Source organism: Peribacillus sp. NPDC097225, assembly GCF_044761955.1.
In the GTDB taxonomy this organism is placed as follows: domain Bacteria; phylum Bacillota; class Bacilli; order Bacillales; family DSM-1321; genus Peribacillus.
Window position 1 is genome coordinate 813567 of sequence record NZ_JBIWDJ010000001.1, and the last position, 17497, is coordinate 831063.

The following is a 17497-nucleotide window of genomic DNA, read 5'->3' on the forward strand; positions in this document are numbered from 1 at the left end:
CCTAGCATGTTTTAATTTATCAGTAAATGGGTAAAATTTCAAATCGTTAGTCAAAGAAAGACTTCTTATGTATACTAGATAGAGTGAGTAATAAAAAGCAATGGAGGAGATATTCATGAATTGGAAAACGTTTCTATTGGGGGCAGCAGCCGGCTTCGCTACAGGCTATGCTACAAAACAAATTTTGAATCAATCAAATACGCCTTCTCCTGACAAAGTATTGGCGCAGGTGAAGGAAACAGTCAGAAAAGATGGAAGTATATATGGATCTTGGATTTTAATGAAACCCGAAACCTATCAAAAAAATGATTTGGACTACCAAGTATATAAAGGCGGCATCACTAGAAATACCGATGGTAACCGCGAACAATTTGAATTCATTGCAGATGCTACTACCGGGACGATATTGGAATTGAATGCACAACATGATTGAACAAAAAAAGGAGGCGACCCAAATCGCCTCCTTTTTCTATGACTTACCGTTTCCGTTTCACTTCATCCTTTACCTCTTTACCCGTTTCATCCCACTTGATGGCACAATACTGGGCATCATGATAAAAGCTGTACCAGGCCCCGTTCTCCAGACCATATTTCATCCACTTTTCCTTTGCCGAGATCGAAGTCATTGGGTAGTCGTCATAAGCCAGTACCCACAGGACATTCGCATGGGCGTGCGTTGGCATGATATCGGCTAAATGGATCAGCTTGTCCTTACCGTCTTCAACCAGGATGATGGCATGTCCATCACTATGTCCGCCGGTATGAATCATTTTAATGCCTTCCGTGATTTCACGTTCTCCTTCAAAAGGACGGACAAGGTGGGCAATCGCCTCCCAGTTTTCCTTCCAGTATGTACTTTTTGAGCGGATATTGGGTTGCTGCATTTCATCCCATTCGATTTGGGTCGTGATGATTTCGGCACGTTCGAAAACCGGGACCAGTGAATCTCCTTCAGGCTTAGTCAACCCACAGGCATGGTCGAAATGTAGGTGGGTCATTAGAATGTAATCGATTTCATTTGGTTTGATCCCGAGCCGACCTAAATCCTCTATGAGCCCGGACTCATCCGTCACGCCAAAATTCCGTTTCTGTTTGTCGTTCAGCTTTCCATTCCCGATCCCGGAGTCTATCAACATATTTAATCCGTTCACTTGAACGAGTATCGGATCTGTCCGCAATTCAATCTGGTTATTTTCATTGACCGGATATTTCTTGGACCACAGTGGTTTCGGTACGACACCGAACATCGCTCCACCATCCAGGTGGGTCACGCCACCATTCAGCCATGTTAATTTGATCTCCCCTATTTGTAAAGTTTCCATTTTATCCCCTCCTCACCCTTCAGTTTAACATCTGCTCCCATTTATTGAAATTGATAACATGTAACTCTTTCCCAGAAAAAAACAAGACACCTAAAAGGTGCCCCTACTTTCCAGCCGGTATATAAAGATGTTGATAGTGATTCCGAAGTTTATGCTTTTGAATCTTACCGGTTGACGTCATCGGTAATTGATCGACCACGATGACTTCCTTAGGAACTTGGAAGGTTCCTAGATTCTCTTTACAATGTGTGATGATTTCTTCTTTCGTAATGGTAACGTTCGGTTTGGGAACGACGAATGCGGTCACAGCTTCTATCCACCTTTCATGCGGCAGACCGATAACCACAGCATTGAGCACCTTTTCGTGCAAGGCTAGAATCTGCTCTACCTGGATCGAAGCCACATTTTCGCCACCGGATTTAATGATATCTTTTTTCCTGTCGACAAAGACGAGCAATCCGTCTTCATCAAAATAGCCCAAGTCGCCAGTATGATGCCATCCAAACCGCTTGCTTTTTTCCGTCTCCTCCGGATTATTCAAATAGCCGATCATGACATTCGGACCCCTATGAACAATTTCTCCGATTTCTCCTTTTTCCAACGTCCGCCCTTCTTCGTCCATTATGGCGGTGTCATTGATGATTCCCGTCCCACCCCAGTAAGGGCCATGCTTCCTTAGTTGATCTTCCGGCTCGAACATGCAAGTTCCCGGGTACACTTCCGTTTGTCCAGAAGCCAGTGCGAATTCCGCCCCTATCTCCTTCATCCCTTTTTCAAGGGTGACCCGGTCCATGGGAGCCATCGCATATAAGCAGAAGCGTAAGGAGGTTAAATCATAATGTTTAAAATTCGGATGATAGAGAATCGCTTTATAGATCATGGGAAGACCGAACATCCAAGTTACCTTTTCCTTCTCTACCGTTCTCATGAAGGATTCCGGTTCAAATCCCGGCAAAATGACCAGCGTGGCACCTACATTGAAAAAGGAAACGGCCAAGGTATGCTGGGCACAATGGAAGAGAGGCATGATGACACTGGCTATATCGTCCCGCTTCATACTGGAACCAATAATATTGGACAAGCTGGCGATATAAATCGATAGATGGGAAATCATCACCCCTTTAGGCATGCCCGTCGTCCCGCTCGTGAACATAATTTGGGCCAAGTCCCGATCTTCAATATGGACCTCTGGTTCTTGCTTACTGGAGAGCCGATACGCTTCCTCCAGGCGTTCAACTGGAGAGACATTTTTCCCAATGATCAACAGTTCCGGACAAAGACTTTTCAATTCTTCCTTTTTTCCTTGTAGAAAAATTTCATCGACAATGACTAACTTCGAATCTACCTCTGAAAGAATATAACTCTTTTCATGAAAGGATACGCCTGGATTAAGCGGCACCCACACTAGACCCGCCTTAGCGATGCCGAAAAAGACGATAATGAATGAGACGGAATTCCCGCAGATTGTCGCGACCGCATCTCCCTTTTCCAGGCCGGAATCAAGCAAATAGTTGGCAAAGCGGTTCACCTCATCGTTCAGCTCCCGATAACTCCATTGTTTATCACCTTCTATGACCGCCACCTTGTTTGGAAACCTTCCTGTTGTCCTGCGTAATATATCCCCAACAGCCAGCCGGTTCATCGCGGTAATCTCACTCATGCTTTTCCCTCCTTAGTTTTAAAGTGATACAGACGAGACATTCTACTTCTGCCTCGTCTGTATAGGGTTAGCTCAACATCGTACCATGCTTCTTATTTGGAAGCGGGAACTCTTTATTCTCGAACACCTCATAACGGGAAATGAGTTCTTTTCGCAAGTCCCCCGGGATAATCAAGTCATCGACAAGCATGTCGCCTGCTAGTTTATAAATATCATAGCTTTCACGATATTGATCACGCAGTGCCTTGACAAATTCAGCCTTTTGCTTTGGATCAGGAATTTGACTCAACTGATTATAATAAACGGCGTTAATGGCTGCTTCAGGTCCCATGATTGCTACCTCAGCCGAAGGAAGCGCAATGGTCGTATCCGGTTCGTATGCAGGACCTGCCATTGCATAAATCCCCGCCCCATAGGCTTTACGTACGATTACGCACAGCTTTGGAACATTGGCCACGGATGTGGCGTATATGAAATTCCTCCCTTTTCGTAAAATGCCCTGTTCCTCGACCTGTGTACCGACCATGAAACCAGGAGTATCACACAAGTAAAGCAAGGGAATCCCATAGGCATCGCAGAGCCACACGAAGTTTGCCCCTTTATCGGAGGAATCAGGAAAGATGGCGCCTCCTTTGACCGTCGGTTGATTGGCAATGATGCCGACAACGCGTCCATCGATTCGTGCAAAACCTGTTACAAGCTCTTTCGCATAACTTTTTTTCACTTCAAGGAAGCTCTCACCATCAACAATGCTCTCGATTAGTTCGTGGACATCATAGGGCTGGTTCGGCTCTTTCGGAATGATATTATCAATATTCAGTGGATCACGAGTCGGCGGGACGGGAGGTGCACTAGGTGGCTTGCCTTCGAAACTATCCGGGAGGTAGCTTAATAGTTTTTTGACGACTTCGGCAGCCTCTTCTTCCGTTTGGACAACAAAATCGACGCTTCCACTTTTTTCTGCATGCATTTTTGCCCCGCCTAGTTGTTCGATGTCGACTTTTTGACCTGTCGCCATCTGTACCATCCGTGGTGAAGCAATCGCCATGCCGGCTTTGCCTTCAAGCATGACGACGAAATCACAGAAGACCGGCATATATGCTGTACCAGCGAAGCAAGGCCCATACATCACTCCAATTTGCGGAATCCTTCCTGACATGATGCTGTGATTATAGAAAATCTTCCCGCCTGAATATTTATCGGAATGATAGCCACCGCCTTCATCAATCCGGCCTCCTGAGGAATCGATCATATAGACGATCGGGCGTTTACTTTTGATGGCGGCCTCTTGCATACGCAGGATTTTTTCCCCATGATAGCGGCCAATCGAACCCGCTTTGACGGTATAGTCACTTGCTGTGAAATATACGAGTCTATCATTGATTTTACCGGCTCCCGTGACGACTCCATCAGCTGGCAGGTCCTTTTTCGTCGCGTTGGCAAATGTCCCCGTTTCATACGTGGGTTCTCCGTTGTCAAAATATAACTTCAAGCGGTCACGGACGAACATTTTCCCAAGCGTCTTGATTTTCTCATGATTCTTCGGAGATCCCCCTTTATGAATTCGCTCGAGCTCACTCGTAATCTTCTGCAATCTTTCTGAATTCTCACTGCCCTTTTCAATAACCTTTTGATCTTGATCCATCTCGGTCCTCACCCTTTTCAATAGATTTATCGTTCTGACTAAACTAATTTCCCTCTATTTTATTTATGGATAAACACCGGCTGTTTTTTCTCGATAAAGGCCTGTACACCTGTCTTAACATCTTCTGTCTGGAACACTTCGCCAAAGTATTTTGCCTCAATCAGCAAACCTTCTTCCAACGTCGTTTTCATTCCTTCATCGATCGTTTTCTTGATTCTTGAAACCGCTTGGAAGGAATAGCCCGCTATTTCCTCAGCTAACTCTATCGCCGCTGCCAAGCCCTTTCCGGTCGGGACCACTTTATTCACCAATCCGATTCGTTCTGCTTCCTCCGCCGTAACGGCTCTTCCCGTTAAAATTAGCTCTTTTGCCCTTCCTTCTCCGATCAGCCTTGGTAGACGCTGTGTCCCGCCAGCCCCCGGAAATAGACCCAACTTCACTTCAGGGAGACCAATGATGGAATGTTCTTCTGCAATTCGGATATCACAGCAGAGGGCCAACTCGCATCCCCCTCCTAGGGCCAATCCATCAATGGCCGCTATGACCGGTTTTGCAATGTTATCGATTTTATTAAATGGCTCTTGCATATCACGGGCACGGGCTTCATTGAATGCCACACCCTGGCCGACCAATTTAGGGAATTCCTTTATGTTCCCTCCGGCAACAAAGGCCTTGTCTCCTTTGCCTGACAATACAATGGCCCGAACTTCGTCATCTTCAGCTAAACGATCGAATACCTGGTTTAAGCCAATGACAACATTTTCGCCAATCACATTGACCGGCGGGTTATCAATATAAACTACCGCTATGCCCCTGTCTTTTTCATAGGAAACGATCTCTTTCATCACGATAGAACCTCCTGTTTCTTCGCCATCAGGATTTTCATCGTCGAAACGCCCACCACATCTCCATTTTGTTTTTTCACCTTTTGTTTCGCCGTAATGACGCCCATTCCATCGTCCCGATCTTTTAATTCCAAAATGGAAATCTCTACAGAGATCGTGTCCCCGATAAAGGTCGGATTCGTAAAACGTAATTTATCGATCCCGTAAAAGGCGACGACCCTTCCAGGTTCGAATGCAGAAAGGCCAGATGCAATCGAGCATACCAGCATCCCATGGGCAATTCTCTGTCCAAATGGCGAATACTTTTCGGCATACTCCTTATCTGTGTGAAGCGAGTAAAAATCCCCGCTTAACCCGGCAAAATTCACGATATCCGTTTCTGTGATTGTACGGCCTTTCGAAGTCCAGACCTCTCCGACTTCATACTCATCAAAATATTTATTAAACATCCTTACACCCTCTTTTCCGTTTCGTATGGTTTAGATAGAGCACGTTTCAATACTTTCCCTGTCGCATTTCTCGGCAGTTCATCCAATAGCTCTATTTCCTTTGGCATCTTGAATCGTGCTAATCTGCCATCACAATACTCTCGGATATCGTCTAACTTAATTGTCTGACGTGGGCTGTTTAAGACGATATAGGCCTTGATCACTTCGCCCCATTTTTCATTAGGGATGCCAATGACGGCAACTTCCTTCACATTTGGCATCCTGACAAGCACTTGTTCAACTTCGATCGGATAAATGTTTTCCCCGCCGCTAATTATCATGTCTTTTTTCCGATCGACAATATAGATGTAGCCTTCATCATCGATTTTTGCGAGGTCGCCAGTATAAAACCAGCCGGATCGAAGTGCTTCCTTGGTTGCTTCCGGTTTATTCCAATAACCGACCGTTACGTTTGGACCCTTGATGGCTAGTTCACCCACTTGGCCAATAGGCACTTCCCTGTCTGTCGGATCAACAATCTTGACACCGACATGGATGGGTGGTTTTCCGACCGACCCGATTTTACGTATCGTATCTTCCTCTTTCAATATACTGACGATAGGCGCCGTCTCGGTCATCCCGAACCCTTCCATGAATGGAATGCCTTTACCCTTGAAATATTCGATGACCGGAAGTGGGCATGGCGCCCCTCCAGAACATGCCAAACGGAGAGAGCTTAAATCATAATCCTCGATTCTTGAATCATGCATGACCAACTGCCACATCGATGGGACCATGAACACGGTCGAAACCTTCTCCTTTTCAATCCATTCTAGCGTCGATTGAGGGGTGAACAAGTCAAGCAGCACGACAGTACCGCCCAAATACATCATTTGTGTTGTGGAAATTCCGAGCCCACCAATATGGAACAACGGGGCAACCGTCAATGTAATGTCCTCGGCTGTCACCGGCAAGAGGTAAAGCCCATTCATGATGTTCGCTAGTGTATTGCCATGTGTCAAAATCGCTCCTTTGGGCTTGCCTGTCGTTCCGGATGTATACATAAGCATCAAGTAATCATCCGCATTCAGCTCAAAACCAGTCTCCGAGGATGGGTACTCACCAATCAATTTTTCATAGGGAGAGGATTCACGATCACCTCCTGGATTCACTTCAATGAATTGGAGGTGTGTTTCGTTCTTTTCCTTTAGCTCTTCTATGATGAACTGGAGACGCACATCGTAAATGAAGACTGAACTGCTCGAATCCTTAACGATATAATCTACTTCCGGTGCACTGAGGCGGATATTGATTGGTACGAATATCGCTCCGATTTTTGCACAGGCGAAAAGTGTTTCCAAAAATTCATTTGTGTTTAACAGCAGGACATTGACCCTGTCGCCTTTCCTCACACCCTGATCCAAAAGGGCATGTGACAAACGGTTGACCCGATTGTTCAACTGCATATAGGTCAATCGCAGGTTTCCATAAACTATTGCTGTTTTATTCGGTATATTTTCACTATGATGGGTTAACCAATAACCTACATTAGCACTCATATCCAGCCACCTCATTTTTAAAAATACCAAGGGCCATTATTAATAGAGACTTATGTTAAAACCCATCTGTAATTTTCAAGCGTTTCGATAAAATCTCGCGCATGATTTGTGTTGTCCCCCCACCAATTGGCTGAAGCCGGGCATCCCGCCAGTACCTCTGTATCGGGTATTCCATCATATATCCGTTTCCACCGTGAATTTGAAGGGCCTCATCACAGACCCGATTCACCATTTCAGCAGCATACGCCTTCGCCATCGTAGCTTCGGTCGTTACGTTGACCCCCTTGCCGTACTGTTCAACGGCCCGGTACGTAATGTTCTTTGCCTTTTCAATATCGACAGCCATATCGACGAGCTTATGGCGCAGTACTTGAAACTGCAGGATTGAATCTCCGAATTGCTTGCGATCCCTTGCATATTGAACCGTTTCTTCCAACACCTTCTCCGCAAGCGCCACGCTCGTGAACGCCATCGTCAACCGCTCCCACTGGAAATTGACCATGATTTTCTTAAACCCTTCATTTTCCTCACCAATCATGTTTTCGACCGGTATTTTCATATTTTCAAAATACAGCTCACCCGTATCGGAACTGCGCCAGCCTAATTTATCGAGCTTCTTGCCAACGGAAAAACCTTCCCAGGCCGTCTCGACAATGAATAAAGACAGACTCATATGTGGCAGGCTGTCAGCCGTTTTCGCAGCGACAATGATGAAATCCGCATTCACTCCATTCGTGATGAAGGTTTTGGATCCATTCAAGATGTAATGGTCCCCTTCTCTCACAGCTTTAGTGGCAATGGATGATACATCACTTCCCGCACCGGGCTCCGTAATGCCGAGTGCGGCAATCTTCTCTCCCTTGATTGCCGGGACCAAATATTTTTCTTTTTGTTCATGGGACCCAAAACGCCATATCGGTGTGGTCGCAATCCCGATATGCGCACCAATGGCCGCACCAGTCCCGCCCGCACCGCATTTAGACAGTTCCTCCAAAAACACCATCTCTGTCACTAAATCCAAACCGAGTCCACCATATTCTTCAGGATATTTAATCCCTAAAAACCCGAGTTCAGCCATTCGTTCAAATAAGACGCGAGGCGTTTCCCCTGCTTCTTCATATTGTTCAACGTAAGGGGTGACCTCCTTTTCAATGAACTTGCGTACCGATTTCCGAAAGATCTTATGCTCTTCTGTAAAAATCCAATGGCTCATCGTCTGACCACCTCCTTGTATTCTTCCAAGCCCATTGTTTTTGCTATGATTTCTTTCATGATCTCATCGGTTCCGCCGCCAATCCTATATAATCTGGTGTCTCTCCAGATCCGTTGAATGGGATATTCCATCATATAGCCATTGCCGCCAAAAATCTGAAGGGCACGATCGGCGACCCAATGAGCCATTTTCGCCGCTGCCAATTTAGCCATGGAGATTTCCTTTGCCGGAATCTCGCCTCGACCGAAGCGGTATGCCGTTGCATAGGTCATCTCCTTCACGACCTCAATCTCCGTCTTCATTTCTGTCAATAAATGGCTGATCACTTGGAAATTGGCGATTTCCTGATAAAATTGCTTTCTTGTTCTTGCATAATCACGTGCCAGCTCATATGCATAATCGGCCATCCCTACTGATCCCGCAGCTCCAATCAGCCGTTCGCCCTGTAGTTCCCACATAATCTGCATGAAACCTTTCCCCTCGACGCCCAGAAGGTTCGTATATGGTACACGTACGTCTTCGAATACAAGCTCTGCTGTATCCGAAGAACGCATCCCGAGTTTATCCAGCTTCTTTGCTACGGTTACACCGGGAAGGTCCAAATCCACTAGAATCATCGAAATCCCTTTATGTCCAGGTGCATCTGACGTCCTTACGACAAGCGTGATGAAATCAGCGCGCGTACCATTCGTAATGAAGGTTTTTGCACCGTTGATGATCCATGTGTCCCCATCACGGCGCGCCCGCGTTTCAATCGAGGCGACATCCGAACCATGATTTGGCTCGGAAATCCCGATAGCCGCAATTTTTTCACCTCGGATGGCGGGTTTTAAATAGGTTTCCTTCTGTTCATCGGTGCCGAATTCCAATATCGGCGGTGTCGCCATATCAGTTTGGACCGCAATCGCCATCGGAAAGCCACCCACGCCGCTGCGGGCCATTTCTTCGGCAAAAACCACGCCAGCAAAGTAATCCCAACCTTGACCACCGACCTCTTCCGGATAACGAAGACCGAGGTACCCTAAATCCCCCATTCTTTTAAATAGGTCACGAGGAAAAATTCCGTCCTTTTCCCACTCTGCTACGTATGGTGTAATTTCTTTTTCAACAAACTTTCGAACCGTCTTCCTTAGTTCGTGATGTTCGTCAGTAAAATATGGTTCATAGCTCATTTCTTCACACCCCAATCTTTAATAGTTTGCTAGCCAATTCTTCCGGGACTTCAATCGGGAAACGCAAGATATTGGAACCGAAACATTTCCCCAAGTTGTCGATTCTAAGCGATGACGATCCGCCGCCGCCCAATGCTTCATGGCAAACGAAATTCAAGGCGGAGATATTTGGCATCTCATAACGGATGACTTCCCCTTTCACAAGCTCTGTAAAGAACTCCTTCACCGCCTGGGACGTCATTTGTTCTTTAAGATACGGATACAGTTCCTCACTATTGGCAAAGACACCGATATTGACTGTATTGCCTTTATCTCCTGAGCGGGCATGTGCGATGAGATTAAGAGTCACTTTTGGCATACGCTTCAACCTCCTTGATCGATACCGAAATATTTGCTTCCACCCATTCCCGATCAATCAGCGTCGACCACATGCCAAGCAACTGTCTGGTTGGGATATTGCCTACTGCCGACAATGTCGGCGGACCATTCAAGGCAAGCGGGGGAATCAACCTGCGGAAACCGTCTGCCACCCGTTTATCCTGGGCTTTGACAACAATCCGCACATACAATTCATTAATATCCTCCTGCGGTAACTTAGCAAGTGGGCCATGAAGCGAATTGTAACCGACGAAATCAGTGCGAATTTCGTCGAAAGGAAGTCCCCTCTGCTCTAGCTGGTTACGGATGATTCGGTCTGCACTTTTCGCTTTTTCGAATGCATCGGGCCACGAATAGCCAATGAGTGCCTGACCCATGTAACCGTTTTCAAATCCCATTACAGCTTTTAACGTTTTCGGGCTTTCCTTCCCCTTCACTCCCTTCACCTTCACTTCATCCTTGCCGACCTGTTCTAGCGTGACGCCTGTGATATCCACCACGACGTCTGGCGTGATATAAGCGGATGGATCGTGGATTTCATACAGCATTTGCTCTTTGACCGTATCCACGGAAACGAGACCACCGCTATCCTTTGGCTTGGTGACGATGAATTCACCGTTTTCATACATCTCGGCTATCGGGTAACCGATATTTTCAAAGTTTTCGATGTCCTGCCACCTGCCACTAAAATTACCGCCAGTCGATTGTGCTGAACACTCTAACAAATGACCCATGAAAATGCCGCTTGCAAGCCTGTTCCAATCATCCTTTTCCCAACCGAATTCATAAATCAAAGGGGCGAGGAACTGCGCGGTATCCGTTGACCTTCCGGAAATAACCACATCCGCCCCTTGCCTTAAGGCCTCCACAAGTGGCTGTGAGCCGATATATGCATTCGCAAACAGTAATTTTTGCTGAACTTCTTTCGTGAATGGCCGGCCTGTTTCCAAATCCTCCAAGTCCATTCCAAGCTCAATTAGTTCATCGATATGTGGCAAAATATTATCACCCGTAATGACTGCGACCTTTAAATCGTTCAGGCCAAGCTCCCTAGCGATACTCAGCACTTCTTCTTGTGCACCGATCGGATTAATACCACCCGCATTCGTCAAGATCTTGATCCCTTTCTCCTTTGCAAGAGGCAACAGCATATTCATAGCGATGCCAATATCTTTCGTATAGCCCGTGTCTTCCCGCTTTTGTTTATCCTTTGCCAAAATGGCCATCGTCAGTTCAGCTAAACAATCAAATGATAGGTAATCTATATCCCCATATTGAACATTCATGAGCGCCCCATTAAACGTATCTCCGTAAAAGCCTTGTGCCGCTCCGACTCGAACCGATTTCATTTTAGCTCCACCCCTTTCAACCTTCATTCGATAATAGCCACAACATCATGTTCCTGGATGAAATCCCCTTCTTGAACGGAAATGGTCTTTACGGTTCCCCCCGTTTCCGCAGTGATCGGGATTTCCATTTTCATGGATTCCAAAATGACGATCGTTTCACCCGCTTCCACCTGTTTCCCTGACTCACTTGTGATCTTCCAAACAGACCCACTCATCGGCGCCGTTACTTTCATCTTCATCCATCTCCATTTCGTTTTATCTTCCTGTCCAAATCGGTGACCGTTTTTCTATAAAGGCCATGGCTCCTTCTTTCAAATCCTCACTCTGAAAAGACACGATCCGCATCATCGACAATAAATCCATTGATTTTGGCAAATCCACCTGTTCCGTCAAATAGAAGGCCTCCAGACTAAGCCGTACGGCAAGCGGACTATAGGATGCCACCTGTTTTGCCAGCTTCCACGCCTCTTCCTCCAATTGATCATGCGGGACGACTTTGTGGACCAGCTGTAAATCCTTTGCCTCCAATGCCGTATAGGTATTTGCCGTAAGCATCATTTCAAGCAGCTTACGATCGCCAACGGCGCGCCTTACAAGCGGCATGATCACAAAGGGAACAATGCCCAGCTTCAGTTCGGTCAATCCGATTTTCGCTTTATCAGAGGCTACTGCGAGATGGCTCATCGCAACCAACCCGGCTCCCCCTCCAAGGGCCGCTCCATTCACTGCGGCGATAATGGGCGTTTTGACGGTGGAACCTAGTTTAAAGAGCCCTGTACTTTCAATTCCCTCTTCATATAGTTGGGGTGCAGACTTAGTCAAATTCCCCTGAAATCCTCTAATATCCGCTCCAGCTGAAAAAGCTTTACCGGTACCCGTCAATAAAATGGAACGGATATCCTCTTTGTCATCCGCAAAGCGAATGGCCTGGACCAGTTCCTTACACATTTCCATCGACAAGGGATTTCTCATTTCCGGCATGTTTAAACGGATTAACGCTACCTGCTCGGTTTCTTCATAGGTTATCGTCTGATAATTGCTCAATAATTTTCACCTCACCATTTTGATACTTAGTATTAATGCAAGCCTCATGCCAACTTTACGTTTTTTTCTTTTTTAAAATGGAACTTTTGACTGAATCTGCTTACACCACCATTTTTTTATCAATGGGGCAAACCTCCTCCTCCGGATTACTCGTCATGAATGTCGTTCCTTCAGTGAACATTTGTGTTTTTTTCAAACCATCTGTCTTTAAAAGTGGACATTTAATTACATTGTATTTATTGGAATATTTTGTATAATCATAGGTATGAGAAACTTTTAAAAGGAAGAGGGATGTTATGCAGGTCACAAATATCATGACCCACCACTTCATAAGATTGACTCCCGAGACCACCATCCAGAAAGTTTTGGAACTATTTCTAGAACAACGGCAAGATATTGCGTGCGTGTTCAAGGATGGGGAATTCACCGGAATCGTAACCAGGAATTCGATAACACGCTTAATCTTGCAGCATGCCCAATTAGAGGATTCAATTGAGCGGGCAATCATCAATCCCGTTGTCAGCTTCCTGGAAGATGATAGCGTTTTCAAAGCGAAGGAAGTGCTGTTGCATTCAAATATTGCCCATTCCGTCATCATGAATAGCAAGAAAGAGGTCACTGGCATCTTATCCAGGGCCAGTATCGTCACGGGCCTGATTACCGAGTCGGAGCACCTTGCCAAACGGCTCAGGGTATTAATGAATCATTTAAGTTCGGGTGTCATTTCGGTTAATATGGACGAAAGAATCGACTCATTAAATGAAGCTGCCCAAAACCTCCTAGGAAACCAAAAGAATGATCAGATTCTCGATAAGCCTATTTCTTCTGTCATACCTTCCATATTGCCCACTGTTAAGGAAGCCTTAAAAACCGGAACCGCCTTTGAGACGATGAAAATCGATATCAATCATACGACTCTCATGTATTCTGTTTTGCCACTTAAGGAATGGAATCAAATTATTGGCGCCATGATTGTACTAGAGGATGTGACCAAATATGAAAAGATTGCCAGTGAATTGGAGTCCACGAAGAAAATCGAGCAAACTCTCGACAATGCATTGGAACTTGCCTATGATGCTGTCCTGCTCACAGATTCTGCAGGAATGATTACTAAAGCGAATCAAGGATTTTTGAATATGATCGAGGTGGACTCATTGGCTGAAGTGATTGGCCAACCATTGAGAAAAGTTGCCCCGGAAATTTTCAGGTCCATGGCAAGCCTGGGTGAGGAAACACAAGGAATGTATGTAAATGTTAAGAGGAATAAAGCGATATTGACAAAGAAAACAATGAAGAAAGAAGGGCGCAGCATCGGGACCATCATTAAAATCATCTATAAACAACTTGATGCGTGGAAGGAATTATTCGCGCATATGGACAAGCTAGAACATGAACTCAACCATTACCGCCAGGAGTTGAGCAGAGTATCCCAACTTAACACGACATTTTCCCAACTAGTAACCATCAGTCCCCTCCTCCAGCGCTTGAAGCAGGAGGCTTTTACTGCGGCCCAGGGATTTTCCAGCATCCTGATAGTCGGTGAAAGCGGAACCGGAAAGGAATTGCTCGCCAATGGCATCAACCTAGCATCAGGACGGAAAGGCAGTTTCATTAAAATTAATTGTGCGGCAATCCCGGAAGCTCTGCTTGAGTCTGAGTTTTTCGGATATGATGAAGGAGCTTTTTCAGGAGCGTTAAAAGGCGGGAAACCCGGGAAATTCGAGCTTGCGGAAGGTGGCACTCTCTTGCTTGACGAGATTGGTGAAATGCCGCTATCCCTTCAGGTAAAACTTCTACGCGTATTACAGGAAAAAGAGTATGAGCGCGTCGGCGGCACTAAAACACGCAAATCCGATGTTCGGATTCTCGCATCGACCAACCGGAACCTCCTCCAGCTCATTAAAGAAGGGAAATTTCGGGAAGACCTCTATTACCGGCTCAATGTCATTCAACTCGAAATTCCTCCACTCCGAAAAAGACTGGAAGACATACCGATTTTATGTGAGCATTTCATGCAAAAATTTCAGCGCTATAATCCTAAAGGCGTCATCGGTGTAACGACGGATGCCTTTCAGAAGCTACAAAAATATAATTGGCCAGGCAATGTGCGCCAGCTTGAAAATGTGTTAGAACGTGCCTATCACTTTTGTTCAGAAAACTGGATAACCGACTACCATATCCAATTAGAAACCACTACCCCGCAGCCAAACCAAAACACACTAAACCCATCTTATCCAACCAAGACCCTTTTCCCAAAGAAACAAATGGAAGATACCGAAAAAGAAATTTTACTTGAAGCTCTCGCGCAAACAAAAGGAAATAAGACAGAAGCTGCACAATTACTTGGCATCAGCCGGTCGAACATCTATCAAAAGTTGAAAAGATACGGAGTGATCACTACTTTCCAATAAAGCTACTCCAAACAAAAAAACCAGACGCCCATCGCCTGGTTTTTTTGCATGTTACCGGTATTTTGCTTCTAAACGGTAGATCACATTGCCTTTACTTGAGAACTTCTCTTCGTATTCCGTCATGATATTGCCTTCGAAATCACTGTTATGCAAATCAAGACTCACATATTTCAACAGCATGCCATACTCGGAAATGCTCTTCAAGGATGACTCGAACAGACCTTGGTTATCCGTTTTAAAGTGGATTTCCCCTTGATCCGGAAGAATGCTTTCATACGTTTCAAGGAAGGTCTTATACGTTAACCGGCGCTTCGCGTGACGCGATTTCGGCCATGGATCGGAAAAATTCAAATAAACTCGGTCCACGTCACCTTTTGCAAAGTAATCTGCTAAATTGGCTGCATCCACGTTCAACAGCTTTAAGTTTGGCACATCCGCTTCAATCAGCAAATCCAGTGCCGCAACGATTACACTTCTATATACTTCAATTCCAATGAAATTCACATCAGGATGGGCTTTTGCCATTTCTGTAATAAAACGGCCTTTTCCCGTACCTACTTCAATATATAACGGATTATCGTTACCGAATACTTCATGCCATTTACCTTTATGGCTCACTGGCTGCTGAATCACATATTGCGGATATTCATTCAAACGGTCTTCAGCCCAAGGTTTATTTCTTAAACGCATGATGACACCCCTATTTATAATATAATCGTTCAAACCATAACACGAGATTATGGATTCCTGCAAGTTCATTTTCTCGTAATCGGACTGCTTCATTCCCTCATTAAACAAAAAAACTGCCGGCCATCCAGGCGGCAGTCTCTGCGATTATCATGTATAAAACTTTTTGCAACACACACCATAATCAAGAGAACAGCAAAAAAATCTTTAGGGATCCAGTTGATTTCATAATTAGAAAGGAGCGATAATATGCCGCTTTCCCATGAAAACCAATTACATCTGTTAAAAGACATTTTATACAACCAAAACACGGACTGCTGCGGTTCCGTCGCCGAATATGAACAAGTTGAAAGGCTTGTCAAATCATTGATGGTCAATGCCGATATCGATCAAAATGTAAAAACGATACTAAAAGAAATTTACGAATATAGCCAGACAGGCATCGGAGCCTCGGATTCAGAGGCACATATCAATTCCCATCAGGACGATTTGTCCCAATGGATCGATGACATCGATCAATTTAATTAACCGTCCATTAATAGGGATTCTAGTTTCATCAGTAAATCATTTCTTTCCTCGTACCGCTCTCTACTATGATGCCACTGGATGGAAAGCACGAGTTGGGAAACTGTGTGCCATTTCATCCTCATTTCCAATCCCGCATCCAGCTTTTTACCGTAACGGGCTAACCATTGTTCCCATTCGCCGCGTGGCACATAAGAATACAATAGCATGCCGAGATCGATGGCAGGATCACCAATGACCGGAGCATCCCAATCAATTAAAAACAATCCGTCGGTTTCGGTCATAAGCCAATTATTATGGTTCACGTCGCAATGGCACACGACATTCTCATCGCATTCAATCAACAGTAGGTTATTCTCTAGAAATTGAATGGCCTGCTTGATGATCATTAGGTTATTTACCTCTAAAGATAAACCGTTTTCTATGTCTGTAAGTATACTTTCAGGCCGTAAAGGACTTTTACCAAGCCTTTTAAGCATGCTTAATAAAGGGTCGGATTGATGTATTTTCTGAAGCAGTTTGGCAACCCTCTCTTTGGCCATTTCTGCTTGAGTTAGCTCCCTACCTTCCATCCAATGCTGGGCCGTAATCACATCCCCATTTGCGAGGCGTTTTGTCCACACTAACTTTGGAACAATGCCCTCGGCCGAAAGAACAGCTAAAAATGGCGATGAATTTCGTTTCAGGAACAGCTTTTGCCCATCTTTCTCGGCAATGAACGCTTCTCCCGTAGCTCCTCCAGCAGGGGATATATCCCACTCCTGACCTATTAAATGTTCCAACTGGCTCACCTTCGATTTCCTCGCTTAATCATACAAATGTAAGTACGTTCACCTAGTGTATGTAATACCACTACCTAATGTTTATTAAAGAACCCGCCTGTTGGCGTAGCTGCATGTATACGTGCATCGGAACTAATCCCGCAATAAAACATCATTATGATAAGAAAATAAAAAATAGCTATTGAGCAATCTAACAATAGCCATAAATTAAATTTTAGTTGAAATATGGTTTCTTCGTCAAGTACTATAAAACGATTATACCCATAAAACAAGTACAAAGGAATCATTTCGAAAAGGATAAGCATTGACTACCCTTGAACATGACCCGAAATTTCTCCTTCAGGACCCCTACTTCTACCTCATTCATCCCGATATTTTCTCCATCTGCCTGACCTTCGGCGGATCGAAAATTCTAAACGGCTCTCACTTTACCGGAAATAGAGTCCACGTTCTTCATTTACACCTTTCCATCATGCG

The 17497-nt window shown here is 45.1% G+C and carries 17 protein-coding genes; 3 read left to right on the top strand and 14 right to left on the bottom strand.

Annotation, left to right across the window (positions count from 1 at the left end; genetic code table 11):
- Positions 1 to 115: 115 nt before the first annotated feature.
- Entirely contained in the window at positions 116 to 433 is a 318-nt protein-coding gene (locus tag ACIQXH_RS04010; RefSeq protein ID WP_403122184.1) for a PepSY domain-containing protein, read from the top strand.
- Positions 434 to 476: 43 nt separating this feature from the next.
- Here ACIQXH_RS04010 and ACIQXH_RS04015 read toward each other — a convergent pair whose 3' ends face one another.
- The 12 genes from ACIQXH_RS04015 to ACIQXH_RS04070 all read right to left on the bottom strand — a co-directional run bounded on the left by ACIQXH_RS04015 (position 477) and on the right by ACIQXH_RS04070 (position 12615).
- Positions 477 to 1322 (bottom strand): YtnP family quorum-quenching lactonase, encoded by an 846-nt coding sequence (locus ACIQXH_RS04015; protein WP_402957769.1) that lies wholly within the window; start codon positions 1320 to 1322, stop codon positions 477 to 479.
- A gap of 103 nt (positions 1323 to 1425) precedes the next feature.
- Entirely contained in the window at positions 1426 to 2982 is a 1557-nt protein-coding gene (locus ACIQXH_RS04020) for an AMP-binding protein (RefSeq protein ID WP_402957771.1), read from the bottom strand.
- 67 nt (positions 2983 to 3049) lie between these two features.
- Positions 3050 to 4627 (bottom strand): acyl-CoA carboxylase subunit beta, encoded by a 1578-nt coding sequence (locus ACIQXH_RS04025; RefSeq protein ID WP_402874847.1) that lies wholly within the window; start codon positions 4625 to 4627, stop codon positions 3050 to 3052.
- Positions 4628 to 4686: 59 nt separating this feature from the next.
- A complete protein-coding gene (locus ACIQXH_RS04030) occupies positions 4687 to 5478 on the bottom strand; it encodes an enoyl-CoA hydratase/isomerase family protein (protein ID WP_402874968.1) in 792 nt (263 codons plus the stop codon).
- Positions 5472 to 5921, bottom strand: a complete 450-nt coding sequence (locus ACIQXH_RS04035) for a MaoC/PaaZ C-terminal domain-containing protein (RefSeq protein ID WP_402874844.1) — start codon at positions 5919 to 5921, stop codon at positions 5472 to 5474. The genes ACIQXH_RS04030 and ACIQXH_RS04035 overlap by 7 nt, the downstream gene beginning before the upstream one ends.
- Positions 5922 to 5923: 2 nt before the next feature.
- A complete protein-coding gene (gene menE, locus ACIQXH_RS04040; RefSeq protein ID WP_402874842.1) occupies positions 5924 to 7459 on the bottom strand; it encodes an o-succinylbenzoate--CoA ligase in 1536 nt (511 codons plus the stop codon).
- Positions 7460 to 7514: 55 nt separating this feature from the next.
- Positions 7515 to 8672 carry an acyl-CoA dehydrogenase family protein gene (locus ACIQXH_RS04045; protein ID WP_402874840.1) on the bottom strand — a complete coding sequence of 386 codons (1158 nt, stop codon included), beginning with the start codon at positions 8670 to 8672 and terminating at the stop codon, positions 7515 to 7517.
- Complete coding sequence (locus tag ACIQXH_RS04050; protein ID WP_402957775.1) at positions 8669 to 9844, bottom strand: acyl-CoA dehydrogenase family protein; 1176 nt, start codon at positions 9842 to 9844, stop codon at positions 8669 to 8671. Before ACIQXH_RS04050 ends, ACIQXH_RS04045 begins: the two co-directional genes overlap by 4 nt.
- Positions 9845 to 9848: 4 nt before the next feature.
- On the bottom strand, positions 9849 to 10202 hold the full coding sequence (locus ACIQXH_RS04055) for an AtuA-related protein (RefSeq protein WP_403122186.1): 354 nt from the start codon (positions 10200 to 10202) through the stop codon (positions 9849 to 9851).
- Entirely contained in the window at positions 10183 to 11571 is a 1389-nt protein-coding gene (locus tag ACIQXH_RS04060; RefSeq protein ID WP_402957777.1) for an acyclic terpene utilization AtuA family protein, read from the bottom strand. Before ACIQXH_RS04060 ends, ACIQXH_RS04055 begins: the two co-directional genes overlap by 20 nt.
- 23 nt (positions 11572 to 11594) lie before the next feature.
- Positions 11595 to 11804 carry an acetyl-CoA carboxylase biotin carboxyl carrier protein subunit gene (locus tag ACIQXH_RS04065; protein ID WP_402874831.1) on the bottom strand — a complete coding sequence of 70 codons (210 nt, stop codon included), beginning with the start codon at positions 11802 to 11804 and terminating at the stop codon, positions 11595 to 11597.
- A gap of 22 nt (positions 11805 to 11826) precedes the next feature.
- Positions 11827 to 12615 (bottom strand): enoyl-CoA hydratase/isomerase family protein, encoded by a 789-nt coding sequence (locus ACIQXH_RS04070; RefSeq protein ID WP_403122188.1) that lies wholly within the window; start codon positions 12613 to 12615, stop codon positions 11827 to 11829.
- 296 nt (positions 12616 to 12911) lie between these two features.
- On the opposite strand from ACIQXH_RS04070, the gene ACIQXH_RS04075 reads away from it, so the two are divergent.
- Positions 12912 to 15026, top strand: a complete 2115-nt coding sequence (locus ACIQXH_RS04075; protein WP_402874827.1) for a sigma 54-interacting transcriptional regulator — start codon at positions 12912 to 12914, stop codon at positions 15024 to 15026.
- 51 nt (positions 15027 to 15077) lie between these two features.
- Here ACIQXH_RS04075 and trmB read toward each other — a convergent pair whose 3' ends face one another.
- On the bottom strand, positions 15078 to 15716 hold the full coding sequence (gene trmB / locus ACIQXH_RS04080) for a tRNA (guanosine(46)-N7)-methyltransferase TrmB (RefSeq protein WP_402874824.1): 639 nt from the start codon (positions 15714 to 15716) through the stop codon (positions 15078 to 15080).
- 246 nt (positions 15717 to 15962) lie between these two features.
- Here trmB and ACIQXH_RS04085 point away from each other — a divergent pair, with 246 nt between their 5' ends.
- Positions 15963 to 16241, top strand: a complete 279-nt coding sequence (locus ACIQXH_RS04085; RefSeq protein WP_402986653.1) for a YtzH-like family protein — start codon at positions 15963 to 15965, stop codon at positions 16239 to 16241.
- Here the strand turns inward: ACIQXH_RS04085 and ACIQXH_RS04090 are convergent.
- Positions 16238 to 17020, bottom strand: a complete 783-nt coding sequence (locus tag ACIQXH_RS04090; RefSeq protein WP_402874818.1) for a phosphotransferase — start codon at positions 17018 to 17020, stop codon at positions 16238 to 16240. The two genes, ACIQXH_RS04085 and ACIQXH_RS04090, sit on opposite strands and share 4 nt — an antisense overlap.
- Between the last annotated feature and the right edge of the window lie 477 nt (positions 17021 to 17497).

What these genes read in the sequence shown, in the direction of transcription:
- ACIQXH_RS04010 (WP_403122184.1), top strand. Translation starts at nt 116, where the DNA reads ATGAATTGGAAAACGTTTCTATTGGGGGCAGCAGCCGGCTTCGCTACA.
- ACIQXH_RS04015 (WP_402957769.1), bottom strand. Translation starts at nt 1,322, where the DNA reads ATGGAAACTTTACAAATAGGGGAGATCAAATTAACATGGCTGAATGGT.
- ACIQXH_RS04020 (WP_402957771.1), bottom strand. Translation starts at nt 2,982, where the DNA reads ATGAGTGAGATTACCGCGATGAACCGGCTGGCTGTTGGGGATATATTA.
- ACIQXH_RS04025 (WP_402874847.1), bottom strand. Translation starts at nt 4,627, where the DNA reads ATGGATCAAGATCAAAAGGTTATTGAAAAGGGCAGTGAGAATTCAGAA.
- ACIQXH_RS04035 (WP_402874844.1), bottom strand. Translation starts at nt 5,921, where the DNA reads ATGTTTAATAAATATTTTGATGAGTATGAAGTCGGAGAGGTCTGGACT.
- menE (WP_402874842.1), bottom strand. Translation starts at nt 7,459, where the DNA reads ATGAGTGCTAATGTAGGTTATTGGTTAACCCATCATAGTGAAAATATA.
- ACIQXH_RS04045 (WP_402874840.1), bottom strand. Translation starts at nt 8,672, where the DNA reads ATGAGCCATTGGATTTTTACAGAAGAGCATAAGATCTTTCGGAAATCG.
- ACIQXH_RS04050 (WP_402957775.1), bottom strand. Translation starts at nt 9,844, where the DNA reads ATGAGCTATGAACCATATTTTACTGACGAACATCACGAACTAAGGAAG.
- ACIQXH_RS04055 (WP_403122186.1), bottom strand. Translation starts at nt 10,202, where the DNA reads ATGCCAAAAGTGACTCTTAATCTCATCGCACATGCCCGCTCAGGAGAT.
- ACIQXH_RS04060 (WP_402957777.1), bottom strand. Translation starts at nt 11,571, where the DNA reads ATGAAATCGGTTCGAGTCGGAGCGGCACAAGGCTTTTACGGAGATACG.
- ACIQXH_RS04065 (WP_402874831.1), bottom strand. Translation starts at nt 11,804, where the DNA reads ATGAAAGTAACGGCGCCGATGAGTGGGTCTGTTTGGAAGATCACAAGT.
- ACIQXH_RS04075 (WP_402874827.1), top strand. Translation starts at nt 12,912, where the DNA reads ATGCAGGTCACAAATATCATGACCCACCACTTCATAAGATTGACTCCC.
- trmB (WP_402874824.1), bottom strand. Translation starts at nt 15,716, where the DNA reads ATGCGTTTAAGAAATAAACCTTGGGCTGAAGACCGTTTGAATGAATAT.
- ACIQXH_RS04085 (WP_402986653.1), top strand. Translation starts at nt 15,963, where the DNA reads ATGCCGCTTTCCCATGAAAACCAATTACATCTGTTAAAAGACATTTTA.